General features: G+C 65.0%; 14 protein-coding genes. 6 read left to right on the forward strand and 8 right to left on the reverse strand.

From position 1 onward, the window contains the following. The first annotated feature begins 39 nt into the window (after positions 1-39). From L338_RS13935 to L338_RS13960, 6 genes are all read left to right on the forward strand, one after another. On the forward strand, positions 40-1,533 hold the full coding sequence (locus tag L338_RS13935; protein ID WP_022699008.1) for a replicative DNA helicase: 1,494 nt from the start codon (positions 40-42) through the stop codon (positions 1,531-1,533). After that, positions 1,493-2,629, forward strand: coding sequence for an alanine racemase (alr, locus tag L338_RS13940; protein ID WP_152485908.1), 1,137 nt, complete (start codon positions 1,493-1,495; stop codon positions 2,627-2,629). Before L338_RS13935 ends, alr begins: the two co-directional genes overlap by 41 nt. Before the next feature lie 64 nt (positions 2,630-2,693). Further along, positions 2,694-4,073, forward strand: a complete 1,380-nt coding sequence (gene radA / locus L338_RS13945; RefSeq protein ID WP_022699010.1) for a DNA repair protein RadA — start codon at positions 2,694-2,696, stop codon at positions 4,071-4,073. Next, a complete protein-coding gene (locus tag L338_RS13950; protein WP_022699011.1) occupies positions 4,074-4,748 on the forward strand; it encodes a CvpA family protein in 675 nt (224 codons plus the stop codon). Then, a complete protein-coding gene (purF, locus tag L338_RS13955; protein WP_022699012.1) occupies positions 4,745-6,232 on the forward strand; it encodes an amidophosphoribosyltransferase in 1,488 nt (495 codons plus the stop codon). Before L338_RS13950 ends, purF begins: the two co-directional genes overlap by 4 nt. Positions 6,233-6,238: 6 nt before the next feature. Next, complete coding sequence (locus L338_RS13960) at positions 6,239-6,976, forward strand: SDR family NAD(P)-dependent oxidoreductase (protein WP_022699013.1); 738 nt, start codon at positions 6,239-6,241, stop codon at positions 6,974-6,976. On the opposite strand, the gene der is transcribed toward L338_RS13960, so the two are convergent. From der to L338_RS14000, 8 genes are all read right to left on the reverse strand, one after another. Continuing rightward, positions 6,964-8,307, reverse strand: coding sequence for a ribosome biogenesis GTPase Der (gene der, locus L338_RS13965; protein WP_022699014.1), 1,344 nt, complete (start codon positions 8,305-8,307; stop codon positions 6,964-6,966). The two genes, L338_RS13960 and der, sit on opposite strands and share 13 nt — an antisense overlap. A gap of 5 nt (positions 8,308-8,312) precedes the next feature. Continuing rightward, the gene (locus tag L338_RS13970) at positions 8,313-9,686 is read right to left on the reverse strand and encodes an outer membrane protein assembly factor BamB family protein (RefSeq protein WP_022699015.1); all 1,374 of its coding nucleotides are present in this window, start codon (positions 9,684-9,686) and stop codon (positions 8,313-8,315) included. After that, positions 9,683-10,372 (reverse strand): tetratricopeptide repeat protein, encoded by a 690-nt coding sequence (locus L338_RS13975; RefSeq protein ID WP_022699016.1) that lies wholly within the window; start codon positions 10,370-10,372, stop codon positions 9,683-9,685. The genes L338_RS13970 and L338_RS13975 overlap by 4 nt, the downstream gene beginning before the upstream one ends. A 95-nt stretch (positions 10,373-10,467) precedes the next feature. Beyond that, entirely contained in the window at positions 10,468-11,289 is an 822-nt protein-coding gene (panB, locus tag L338_RS13980; protein WP_022699017.1) for a 3-methyl-2-oxobutanoate hydroxymethyltransferase, read from the reverse strand. A 56-nt stretch (positions 11,290-11,345) separates the two neighbouring features. Then, the gene (locus tag L338_RS13985) at positions 11,346-11,675 is read right to left on the reverse strand and encodes a hypothetical protein (protein ID WP_022699018.1); all 330 of its coding nucleotides are present in this window, start codon (positions 11,673-11,675) and stop codon (positions 11,346-11,348) included. A gap of 10 nt (positions 11,676-11,685) precedes the next feature. After that, positions 11,686-12,231, reverse strand: a complete 546-nt coding sequence (locus L338_RS13990; RefSeq protein ID WP_022699019.1) for an RNA polymerase sigma factor — start codon at positions 12,229-12,231, stop codon at positions 11,686-11,688. Between the two features lie 15 nt (positions 12,232-12,246). After that, positions 12,247-12,627, reverse strand: a complete 381-nt coding sequence (locus L338_RS13995) for a DUF6249 domain-containing protein (RefSeq protein WP_022699020.1) — start codon at positions 12,625-12,627, stop codon at positions 12,247-12,249. Positions 12,628-12,715: 88 nt separating this feature from the next. Beyond that, positions 12,716-13,207 (reverse strand): NnrU family protein (locus tag L338_RS14000; RefSeq protein WP_022699021.1); only part of this gene is annotated, 492 nt, incomplete at its 5' end.

Below are 13,207 nucleotides of genomic sequence, written 5' to 3' on the forward strand. Positions count from 1 at the left end.
GAATTTTCCGTGACGCGGGAAAGGCGTCATAACAAGTCCATGTCCGACGTTGCATTCAAAACAGAGCCGCCAGCTGAAATGGCAGCCAAGAGCGATCGCGCCCCGCACAATCTGGATGCGGAACAGGCCCTCTTGGGCGCGCTGTTGCTGGACAACGAAGTCTACAACCGTATCGGCGACTATCTGCAGGCGCGGCATTTTTATGATCCCGTGCACGGGCGCATCTTTGCCGTGGCCTCGGAAATGGTCGGCAAGGGCGCGCTGGCCGACCCGATTACGCTGCGCGAGCGTTTCTCGGCCGATGAGGGCCTGTCGGAAATCGGCGGCGTGGAATACCTGGTCAGCCTGGCCGACGCCCCCTACCCGTCCACCGCCGCCCCCGAATATGCCCGCCTGATCTATGACCTCGCCCTGAAGCGGGAACTGATCCGCATCGGGCAGGAAATCTCCGAAGACGCGGCCGACCCCGACATGGAAGACGGCGCGCGCGGCATGATCGAAAGTGCGGAGAAGAAACTCTACGCGCTGGCCGAGACCGGGGCCGCGACCGGCGGGTTTCAGGATTTTTCGCTGGCGCTGGAGCAGTCGGTCACGATGGCGGCCGCGGCCTATGAGCGCGATGGCGGCCTTTCCGGCATTTCCTCCGGCCTGCGCGATCTGGACCGCAAGCTGGGCGGTTTGCATCCGTCGGATCTGGTCATCCTCGCCGGGCGTCCGTCGATGGGTAAAACCTCGCTGGCGACCAATATCGCTTTCTATATCGCCCGCCAGTACCAGTACGAACTCTTGCCCGAGGGCGGCCGCAAGACGGTCGATGGCGGGGTTGTGGGGTTCTTCTCCCTCGAAATGTCGTCAGAGCAGCTGGCGACCCGCCTGCTGGCGGAATATTCCGGCGTGCCGTCCGACCTGATCCGCCGCGGCGAAATCCGCGCCGACCAGTTCGAACAATTGCGCGAAGCGGCGCTGGAGCTGCAATCCATCCCGCTGCACATTGACGATACCGGCGGCATCTCCATCGGCGCGCTGGCCGCGCGTGCGCGCCGGTTGAAGCGTATTCACGGCCTGGACCTGATCGTGGTCGACTATCTGCAGCTGGTCACCGCCTCGTCCGGGCGCAGCGAAGGCCGGGTGCAGGAGGTCAGCCAGATCACGCAGGGGCTGAAAGCGCTGGCCAAGGAACTGAACGTGCCGGTGCTGGCCCTGTCCCAGCTTTCCCGGCAGGTGGAGCAGCGCGACGACAAGAAGCCGCAGCTTTCGGACCTGCGCGAATCCGGCTCCATCGAACAGGACGCCGACGTTGTGATGTTCGTGTACCGGGAGGCCTATTACAAATCCCGCATGGAGCCGCGCGAAGGGTCCGCGGAACATCTGGAATGGCAGGAAGAGATGAGTCAGATCGGCAATGTCGCCGAAGTGATCATCGGCAAGCAGCGTCACGGTCCCATCGGCACCGTGAAACTGTCCTTCCACGAGGCGCTCACCAAGTTCGGCAATCTGGACACGACCGGACGCTACGAGGACGAGTACCGTTAAGCCGCCCGCCGTTTCCCGCCCGCGCCTGAATATCGATCTGGACGCGGTTGCGCGGAATTACCGCTTCCTGGCCGAACAATCGGGCCGCGCCGAGACCGGCGCGACGATCAAGGCCGACGCCTACGGGCTGGGCGCGGAGCGGATTGCCCCGGTGCTTGAGGACGCGGGCTGCCGCACGTTTTTCGTGGCCCACGCGCAGGAAGGCGCCGCGCTGCGGACCTTCCTGAAACAGCCCGACAGCGTCATCTATGTCTATAACGGCCTGTTCGAGAGCGAGGAGGATTACTTCTTCGCCCACCGGCTGCGTCCCGTGCTCAATTCCCTGGACCAGATTGATCTCTGGCGCGCGGTGTCGGCCCGCGCCGCAGGCGGCCCGCCCGCCGCGCTGCACATTGATACAGGGATGAACCGGCTGGGGCTGTCGCCGGAGGAAACGCGGGCGCTGGCCGCTGAGCCGCAACGGCTGGAGGATGTGCGGCTTTCCTTGCTGATGAGCCATCTGGCCTGCGCCGACGAAGCGGCTCATTCGATGAACCCGCGTCAGCTGAAGACCTTCAGAGAGGCCGCGCGCGCCTTGCCCGAGACGCCGCGTCTGAGTCTCGCCAATTCGGCCGGCTGTTTTCTGGGGGAGGATTATGGTTTCGACCTGACCCGCCCGGGCATCGCGCTTTATGGCGGCAATCCGGTTTCCGGAGAGACGCCGGCGCTTTCGCCTGTGGTCAGCGTGGCGGCGCCTATTCTCCAGACGCGGCGCCTGAAAGCGGGCGATCCGGTGGGATATGGCGCGGAGTTCACCGCGCCGGGCGACATGCTCGCCGTTACCGTGGCGCTGGGCTATGCGGACGGGTTCCTGCGCGCCGGGGCGCATGGCGGTTACGGGACGCTTGAGGGCGCGCGCCTGCCGATCATCGGCCGCGTATCCATGGACTTGATCGTTCTGGATGCGTCCTCATGCGCCGGCATCGCCGAGCCGGGGCGCCGGGTTCGCTTCTTCGGCGGCGATCTGGAAGCGCAGGCGGACGCGGCGGGGACAATATCCTATGAGCTTCTCACCCGGCTGGGCGAACGCTTCGACCGTGTTTATGAGGGCGGCTGACGCTTGTTCGGACAGCCCCGAAACCCGATGCTGCGCCCCCCTGACATGACCTGATTCGAATTTTATGGCCCGTTCTGCTGTCCAATTTGTCTGCCAGAGCTGCGGCGGCGCGCACCCCAAATGGTCCGGGAAGTGCGAGGCCTGCGGCGAATGGAATACGCTGGTCGAGGAGTCCGTCTCCGCGCCCGTCGGAACCCAGGCGACCAAACCCAAAACCCGCAAACCGGGACGCGGAATCGAATTCGTAGATCTGGGCGCCGAAACCGAGGATGCGCCGCGCTTCTCGACCGGCGTGTCGGAGCTGGACCGCGTGCTGGGCGGCGGACTTGTGCCCGGCTCCGCCGTGCTGATCGGCGGTGATCCCGGCATCGGAAAATCCACCCTGCTTCTTCAGGCCATGGCCTCTCTGGCCAGCGACGGCGTGCGGACAGCCTATATTTCCGGTGAGGAAGCCGTGGACCAGGTGCGCCGCCGCGCCAAGCGGCTGGGGCTGTCGGATTCGCCTGTGGCGCTGGCTTCCGAGACTGCGCTTGAACCGACTCTGGACGCCCTGAAACGCGACAAGCCGCAGGTCGTTGTGGTCGATTCCATCCAGACGCTCTGGACCGACCAGCTGGCCGCCGCGCCCGGAACCGTGGCGCAGGTGCGCGCCTGCTCGCAGGAGCTGGTGCGCTTTGCCAAGCGCCGCAACGCCGCGGTGATTCTGGTCGGCCACGTGACCAAGGAAGGCCAGATCGCCGGGCCGCGCGTGGTCGAGCACATGGTCGACGCCGTGATTTATTTCGAGGGCGAGCGCGCGCACCAGTTCCGCCTGTTGCGCTCGGTCAAGAACCGCTTCGGGCCGACCGACGAGATCGGCGTGTTCGAAATGTCCGAACAGGGCCTGACCGTGGTGGAGAACCCGTCCGCGCTGTTTCTGGACGGCCGGGGGGAACCTGCCCCCGGCTCAGCCGTCTTTGCAGGCATGGAAGGCGCGCGTCCCGTTCTGGTGGAAATACAGGCGCTGGTCGCCTCCGCCGCGTTCGGCACGCCGCGGCGCGCGGTCGTCGGGTGGGATTCCGGGCGGCTGGCCATGGTGCTGGCCGTGCTGGAGGCCCGATGCGGCCTTGGCTTCGGACAGCGCGACGTTTATCTGAACGTCGCGGGCGGGTTGAAGATATCCGAACCCGCGGCTGACCTGGCCGTAGCGGCGGCGCTGGCCAGTTCGGTGTTCGACGTGGCGCTGCCCGCCGATTGCGCGGCGTTCGGGGAAATCAGCCTGTCGGGCGAGGTTCGCCCGGTGGGCCGCGCGGACGCGCGAATGAAGGAAGCCGCGAAGCTGGGGTTTCAGAGGGCGATTGCCCCGGTATCGCCGGACTCCGGCGCCAATTTGTCGGTTCTGGGCGTGAAGACGCTGGCGGACCTTGTTGCTATGGTTGAAGCGGGACAGTTCGGGGAGGACTAGATGGAGCAGCCCATTACGGCATTCGACTGGGCGATCCTCGCCGTTCTCATGGCGTCGGGCCTGCTGGCCCTGACGCGGGGCTTTATCCGCGAACTCCTGTCGGTTTCGGCCTTTGTGGCGGCCGCCTTTGTCTCCCTTTTCATGTTTCCGGTGCTGCGCGAACCCGCGCGCGCCATGATCCCCGCCGGATGGGCGGCCGACCTGGCCGCTATCGGCGTGGTCTTCCTGCTGGTCTATCTGGCGGTCACGCTGGTCACCTCCAGCCTCTCCAAACGGATGCGCGGCGAAGAAGAGCCCGGCCTGATCGACCGGCTGGCCGGATTTGCCTTTGGTCTGGTGCGCGGCGTCGTGGTTCTGGCCCTGTTCGTGATCGTGGTTCTGGCGATCAGCCCGCCGGACCGCCCGCCGGGCTGGATGGTTGAAGCCCGCCTCTACCCCATGTTGAATTCCACCGCCGTTGCGCTGCAGGATCTTGCGCCGGAGGGGTCGAAAGTTGCCGAAGGGCGCTTATCTAACCCGTCACAAAAGCGTAATGAGCCGCAGCCCGAAGCTGCGCAAACGACTGCAGAGACGGAAGACTCCGATGGCGAGCCCGGCTATGAGCAGCGCCAACGGCAGAGCCTGGACCAGCTGATTACCACCAAGTCCGATGGCGACAAGGAGGACGAGCGTTGACCCTTCCCCCCGCTGATGGCGCAAGCGCCTTCTTCGATCCTGACGAGGACCGGCTGCGCGAGGAGTGCGGCGTATTCGGAGTTTTCAACGCGGACGACGCCGCCGTCCTGACGGCGCTGGGGCTTCACGCCCTTCAGCATCGCGGTCAGGAAGCCTGCGGCATCACCGCCTTCGACGGGCGGCGCTTCCACAATGAGCGCCATCTGGGTCTGGTCGGCGATAATTTCACCGGACAGGACCTGACCGCCCGCCTGCCGGGCCAGTCAGCCATCGGCCATGTACGCTATTCCACACAGGGCGCGACGGTTCTTCGCAATGTCCAGCCGCTGTTTGCCGACCTGAACGCCGGCGGTTTTTCCCTCGCCCATAACGGCAACCTGACGAATTCCCGCGTCCTGCGCGAAGAGCTGGTCCGCGACGGCGCGATCTTCCAGTCGACCTCCGACAGCGAAGTGATCCTGCAACTGGTCGCGCGCTCGCGCGCCGGCAAGACAATCGACCGCTTCATCGACGCGATCCGTCAGATCGAAGGCGCCTACGCCATGGTCGCCCTGACCAACAAGAAGCTGATCGGCGTGCGGGATCCACTGGGCATCCGCCCGCTGGTTCTGGGCGATCTGCAGGGCGCGCCGGTAATGGCGTCCGAGACCTGCGCGCTGGACATGATCGGCGCGAAATTCGTCCGCGATGTCGAGCCCGGCGAAGTCGTCGTTGCGACCGAGGACGGTATCCAGAGCATCAAGCCCTTCCCGCCGCACCGCCCTCGCCCCTGTATTTTCGAATTTGTCTATTTCGCGCGCCCCGACTCCATCGTGGACGGCCGCTCCGTCTATGAAGTGCGCAAGGAAATGGGCCGCAAGCTGGCGGCGGAATGGCCGGCGGAGGCAGACGTGGTCATCCCGGTGCCGGACTCCGGCGTGCCGGCCGCGCTGGGCTTTGCGCAGGCCAGCGGCATTCCCTTCGAGCACGGCATTGTCCGCAACCACTATGTCGGCCGCACCTTCATCCAACCGAGTCAGCAGATTCGCGACATGGGCGTGCGCCTGAAACATTCCGCCAATCGCGGCCAGATCGCCGGCAAGCGCGTGGTGCTGATCGACGATTCGGTGGTGCGCGGCACCACCTCCCGCAAGATCGTGCGCATGGTGCGCGAGGCCGGCGCCAGCGAGGTTCATTTCCGCTCGGCCAGTCCGATGATCCAGTGGCCGGACTATTACGGCATCGATACGCCGATCCGCGACAAGCTGATCGCCGCGACCCACACGCTCGAAGAGATGCGTGAGGAATTGAACGCCGACAGCCTCGGCTTCCTGTCTGTCGATGGCCTTTACGAGGCCATGGGCGAGGAAAAGGGCCGCGACAGCGAGCACCCGCAATTCACCGATCACTGCTTTACGGGCGACTATCCGACCGGTCTGACCGACCGCACGAACGCCCTGGAAGACAAGGATCGCCAGCTTTCCTTCCTGCACGAGGTCGCCTGACCTTCCATGACTGACAAACTGACCCAGAAGGGGCGCGTGACCCTGGTCACCGGCGCTTCCCGCGGCATTGGCTATGAGACGGCGCTGGAAATCGCCCGGCGCGGCGGCGAGGTCATCGCCCTGGCGCGGACGCAAGGCGCGCTTGAGGAACTCGACGACGCGGTAGCGGACCTTCCCGGCGCGACCATTCTGGTGCCGCTGGATCTGCGTCAGCCGGAGAACGTGGAGCAGCTGGCGAAAGTCGTGAAAGACCGCTGGGGCCGCCTGGACGGTCTGGTCGGAAACGCCGGCCTGCTGGGCCAGCTTACCCCGGTCTCTCAGATCGAGCCGAAAGTCTGGGGCGAGACATTTACGGTGAACTTCCACGCCAACTGGGCGCTGATCCGGGCCTTTGAGGGCCTTCTGAAGCAGTCAGAGGCCGGGCGCGCGGTTTTCGTGACCTCCGGCGCGGCGCGCAAGCATCGCGCATACTGGAGCGCCTATGCGGCCTCCAAGGCCGCGCTGGACGCCATGGTCAGCTGTTGGGCGAAAGAGCTTGAGCCGAGCAATGCGAAGGCCAACCTGCTGAACCCCGGCCCGACAAAGACCGCAATGCGGGCGCAGGCCATGCCGGGCGAAGACCCGGATTCCAATCCGTCGCCGGACGCGGTGGCGCGCCTGATCGCGGACATGATCGAAGCCGATTACCGCAAGAATGACGCCCTGATCGAATTCAAGGACGTCGCCAAGCATTATTCCGCGTAAGGGTTTTTCCCCGAGCGGACATGCAGGCGGATAGGCGTGCCTTTCAGGTCGAACGCCTCGCGAAGTCCGTTGACCAAGTATCGCTTGTAGCTCTCCGGCATTTTCTCCGCGCGCGACGCCATCAACACGAAGGTTGGCGGGCGGGCCTTGGTCTGTGACATGTAACGCGGCTTGATGCGGCGGCCATTGATGGCGGGCGGCGGGTGCCGCTCCGTCATCTCGTGCAGCCAGTCATTCAGGTCCCGCGTCTTCACCTTGACGCTCCAGTCCTTGCGCAACTGCGCGACCGCCGGCATCAGCCGGTCGAGGCCTTTCCCCGTCTTGCCGGACAGATAGACGATGGGCGCGCCTTTGACCTGCGGCAGATAGGTCCCGATCCGGTCCTCGATCGCTTCGCGCCAGCTCTTCTTGTCCGGCACCAGATCCCATTTGGTGACAGCGAACACCACCGCCCGGCCCTCACGGATAGCCAGATCAGCGATCTGGAGATCCTGTTTTTCGAGCGGCGCCATGGCGTCCATCACCATGACCACGATCTGGGCAAAGCGTATGGCGCGCACGGTGTCGCCGACGCTCATCTTCTCCAGCGACTCGTTCACGCGCGCCTTCTTGCGCATCCCCGCGGTGTCATGCAGGCGCACCGCCTGACCGTTCCATTCCCACGGGATGGTGATGGAGTCGCGTGTGATCCCGGCTTCCGGTCCGGTCAGCAGCCGTTCCTTGCCCAGCATGGAATTGAGCAGAGTTGACTTCCCGGCGTTCGGCCGGCCCACGACCGCCATGCGGATCGGGTCGTCGCCGTCTTCAAGCTCGTCGTCAGCTGCTTCCTCGCCCGCCGCTTCAAACGCCGCCTTCAGCGCGTCAAAAAGCTCGCTCATGCCTTCGCCATGGGCGGCGGACAAGGCAATCGGTTCACCCAGCCCCAGCGAGAATGCCTCGAGATACCCGGACTCGCCCGCCTTGCCTTCCGCCTTGTTGGCGGCCAGCACGACCGGTTTGCCGCGGCGGCGCAGCAGTTCGGCAAACGCCTCGTCCACCGGCGTGATGCCGGCGCGGGCGTCGATCAGGAACAGCGCGGCGTCGGCTTCGTCCACGGCGATTTCGGTCTGTATCCGCATGCGCGCTTCAAGGCTGTCATCGTCGACATCCTCGAACCCGGCCGTGTCGATCAGGACAAAGTCCAGCGTGCCGAAATGAACGTCCGCTTCCTTGCGGTCGCGCGTAACGCCCGGCGCGTCATGGACAAGCGCCAGCGTCTTCCCCGCCATCCGATTGAACAGGGTGGATTTGCCGACATTGGGCCGGCCAACGATTGCAAGTTTTCGCGCCATAAGGCCTAGCGATAGGCGATTAGCTCGGCTTCGTCATTCAGGATGTACACGGTGCCGTTCGCGACGATCGGCGGCACATAGACATCGCCCTTCGTATCGAAGTCCGAGGTGATCCGCCCGCTGATCGGGTCGACAACACGGCCGCCATCCACCGACGAGGCCAGGATCAGCTGGTTTCCGGCCAGAATCGGCCCGGCCCAGGAAATCCGGTCCTTGCGCTTCTTCTGGTTCTCGAACACCGGCAGGCTGGTCAGCCAGACAATGCCGCCATCTTCGCGCGACATGGCCAGAAGCTCGCCCTCGCCGGTAATGGCGAAGATGAAGTCGCCAGCCAGCCACGGCATGTTGGAGCCGCCCGCCGGCTTGGACCAGACGCGCTCGCCGGTCTGCAGATTGATGGCGACCAGAACGCCCGAATGGCTCATCGCGTAGACAATGCCGTTCGAGACGACCGGCGGCGCCGGAATATCGTTCAGCGAAGACATCGGCGTCAGCTGGCTGCCGCGGGACAGCACGTCCTGCCAGATCGGGCGGCCATTCTCGACGCGCAGGGCCACCAGCTCGCCGGAGGCAAACGGCGCGACGACGATGTCATCAACAATCGCGGGCGCCGGGGCGGTCAGAAGGCGGGCCGATTCAGCGATGCTCTGATAGGTCCAGAGCAGATCGCCGGTCGCCGAATCCAGCACATAGAGTTCGTTGTCATCGGTGATCGCGAACACGCGGCCGTCAGCGATGGCCGGGGCGGACTGCATCGGGGACGTGGTGTCGCGCCGCCACACTTCATTGCCGGTCTGAGCGTTCAGCGCGACCACGGCGCCATAGCCGGAGCTGACATAAACACGCCCCTCGCCGACCGCGACACCGCCGCCGAAGGCTTCCTTGTCGCGCTTGTTTTCGGACTTGATCGTGGTGTCCCAGCGTTTCTGGCCGGTTTCGGCGTCCAGCGCCGTGACCTGATTGTCGCCGTCCATGGCGTAGATCATGCCGCCGCTGACCACGGGCTGCGCGATCACGCGCGAGGTCCGGCTGGATCCCTGGCCGACATCCGTGCTCCAGGCGACCGACAGGCCGCCGGCCTGCGGGTGCTCGATGGCGTGGGTGGCGTAACCGCCCGCCATCGGCCAGGCGTCATTGCGATACGATGTCGGCAGATAGACCTGAACGTCGGACTTGTCCGGATCGACGGTCAGGGATTCCTCAAGCGTCAGGATCGACATCCGGGCTTCTTCGTCCGGCGCGTCGCCCTGATCAGCTTCGTCGTCGCCGCCGAAGGGCCAGAGGAAGCCGCCAACATCAGAGGCCGTATCCGAAACGGTCGAGCAACCGCCCAGAAGCGCAAGCGCGGCCGCAAGGCCGATGATACGATGAGAGATCATTCTTCTGACTGTTCCTCGTTCGGTGTTGATCCGCCGGGCTGCATACGATTCAGCGCGGCCATGCCCTCCTGCGCGCGGCGGCGAACGCCGGGCGGGGTTTCAGGGGCCAGATTCAGGAAACGGTATTCTTCACGCGCCCGGTCATAATCGCCCTCTTTCAGCGCGCCGGCCGCGATCAGCTCACGCGCGGAAAAGCGGAAAGGATTGTCGCTGGCGGCCATCGGCTCCGCCCGGTCCAGAAGCTCGGCATAGCTCAATTCATCCGCGATCACATACAGCGCCTTAATCCGGGCGAAATTGCGGAGCGCGGATTCATCCGCCATGTCGCCAGCCTGTTCATAAAGCGCGGCCGCGCGCGGGGCATCGCCCTCGTCCGCCGCAATGGCGGCGCGCTGCATCAGGGCCAGCACGGCGTATCCGCCATGGCTGTCCGCAATGATTTCCTCGAACTCCGCATCGGCGGCTTCGATATTGCCCGCTTCCTGCTGTTCCAGCGCCGCCTGATAGGCGGTGGAGGCGCGGTCGACCTTGTCCGCCTGCCAGGGCGTCCAGATCAGTTCGTACCCGGCCACAGCCAGGACGACCAGGAAGGCCGCGCCGGCAATCCACAGGCCATACCTGCGGAGCAATACGTTGTATTTATCGCGCCGAAGTTCTTCTTCGACCTCAGAAAAGATGTCAGCCACGTAAAATCAGGCTCCCTGCACGCCTTTCGAGGCGCGGAATTTTGCCGCCGGACCCTAGCCGCGCCGGATAGGCGCTTCAAGCGATGCGGCGCCGATTAGGTCTTGTTGAACTTGTATACGTGTTCGGGCCCCGGAAAAGCCCGGCTGCGAACATCGTCTGCATAGGCTTTCGCCGCCTCGCCGATCCGGTCGCCCAGCTGGTCATAGCGTTTCACGAATTTCGGCGCCCAGTCGAACATGCCCAGCATGTCCTGCGTCACCAGAACCTGCCCGTCGCAGGCGGCGGAGGCGCCGATGCCGATAGTGGGCGCGCTGATGGCCTGCGTGATTTCACCGGCCAGATCCTCCGCCACGCCCTCCACCACAACGGCGAATGCGCCGGCGTCGCTGGCGGTCCTGGCCGAGTCCATGATCTCCTTGCGCTGCGCCTCGTCGCGACCCTGGGCGCGGAAGCCGCCCAGTATATTCATCGCCTGCGGGCGCAGGCCGACATGGGCGACCACCGGAATGCCGCGCTCCACCAGAAAACGCGTGGTTTCCCCGGCATAGGGGCCGCTTTCCAGCTTCACGGCCTGACAGCCGGTTTCGGACATGATGCGCGCGGCGTTGCGGAAAGCGACTTCCGGGCTTTCCTCATAACTGCCGAATGGCATGTCGACGACCACCAGCGCGGTCTTCGCGCCCCGCATGACTGCTTTCCCGTGCATGATCATCATGTCCACGGTGACGCCGACCGTGGTGGACAGGCCATGCACCACCATGCCGACGGAATCGCCGACCAGAATCAGGTCGCAATGCTCGTCCAGGAGCGCCGCCATCGGGGCGTCATAGGCGGTCAGGCAGACAATGGGATCGCCGCCCTTTCGGTCGGCGATCTCGCGCGCGGTCATGCGCTTGGTTCGGGATTGGGCAGACATGGCCAACGCCTATACACGGCGCGCCAGACGCGATCAAAGAATGGAGTGTGTTGCGCCTAGCTGACGCTGACTTTCGGGGCCAGGAACGCCACCGCGGCAATGGCCAGCGCCATCACGCCCGCGGCCATGGTTTCGGGGCCGGCATAGGTCTGCAATTCGCCCAGCCATCCCGTGGCGTGCGGCATGCTGGAGAACAGCCCCTCCAGCTGGGTGCCGGAGAACGCCGCGCCCGTGGACCCCACGCCGCCCAGAATCAGGAAGCGCCGACGGTCAGGGCGCGCGGCGTGACGGATCACGCGTTCGCTGAAGCCGTCATCGCGGGTTTCATCGGCCGCCTTCTGGAAGGTGGCGCGCAGCTGGTCGTCGAAATCGAAAGGATCGCTCATCGGTCCACCATCACGCGGGCACATCCTGCCCCAGCCTTTCCTTCAATTTGTCCCGCCCCCGGTTCACCCAGCTTTTCACCGTGCCCAGCGGCGCATTCAGGGTCTCCGCCGCCTCGGCATGCGAGAAGCCGCAAGCATAACACAGCACCACGGCCGAGCGTTCCTCTTCGTTCAGGGTCTTCAGCGCCCTGTCGAGGTCAACGATGGAGCCGGCGTCCCGCGGCGGGGCGCTGTCCTCTGTCTGTTCGCGCATCAGGCGGTCCAGCGCCTTGTCCGCCGCTTCCCGCTTGCGCCGCGCCATCAGGAATTCGCGATAGGCGATCGAGCACAGCCAGGACTTGAACGTCCCCTTGCCCGTGAAGCTTCCGATCTTGGTGAAGGCGCGAATGAACGCGTCCTGCGCCAGATCATCGCCCAGCGCCGCGTTTCCGCACATGCGGGTCAGCATGGACCGGACAAGCCCCTGGTGGCGCCGGACCAGTTCGCCAAAGGCGTTCCGGTCCTTCGTCGCGATGACAAGCGCCACCAGTTCCTGGTCAGACGCGGAAACGGACAAAGGTGCGAAGCTCCCCTAGGCCGCGTCGCGGTCCTGGCGGGGCGTAAGGAAGTGGAAGCCCAGATAGGCCAGGCCCACCAGCCCCGGGAACGCCGCGATGCCCAGCATGGCCATCATGCCTTCATCGTCATAATAGCTGACGGACCAGCCAAACAGCGCAATCGCAACTGCTATGGCGATCAGGATGATGCCGCGCCGCAGATCGGTATTGTGCGGCATCTTCGGCGCGCCGATGGAGCGCACCAGGTCCGGGGTCAGCTGGGATCCATTTTCCACGGCCTTGCGGATGGTCTGCTGGACCTCGGCCTGTTTCCGCTGCCCGAAATAGAACGCGAAGATAAAGATCAGCGCGACCGAGCAGAAAAGTGCAAGCGGGACGGCAATTTCAACGCCCATTTGTTTTCTCCTTCATCAGAACAGGCAGTCCGCGCCCGTCTTCTGATCATAAGATGCGCGGCGCGCGCGATTTGGATGCGTGGACCATCTATCCGGCAAGCACCGGTCCGAACAAGACGCCATGGAACCGGAAGACGGCAAAATAAGCCACGGCCCCGACAAGCACCGCAAATGCATCCCACCGCCACGCGCCGGCGAGCGGCGGCAGATAGCCGCGCCGCTCCGCCAGCCAGACCGAGGCCGGCACGTAAAGGGCAAAAGACCCGAACAGCAGGATGGAGGCCGCGTCGCCATTGGCCAGAAGGTGCAGAACCGACCAGATCAGAATGGCCAGCAGCATGGGATGCCGCAAGCTGCGCCGCAGCCGGCCCGGAACATAAGTCATCGCCAGGATGACAAAAGCCACCGGCATGGCATGCATGGCAATCGCCCGTCCCGCCAGCGGCAGGTCATAGACCGGGCTGAACGGCGCTATCGCCTTGCCCCAGATGATCAGGCCAAGACCGATAAAGGCAAACACGGTCACGAACAGCTTGCGGCCGCTCTCGCCCAGCCGCCCGGTCAGCGCGGCGCGCGCCGG

Origin of the sequence: Euryhalocaulis caribicus (genome assembly GCF_000412185.1) — a bacterium.
Taxonomy (GTDB): domain Bacteria; phylum Pseudomonadota; class Alphaproteobacteria; order Caulobacterales; family Maricaulaceae; genus Euryhalocaulis; species Euryhalocaulis caribicus.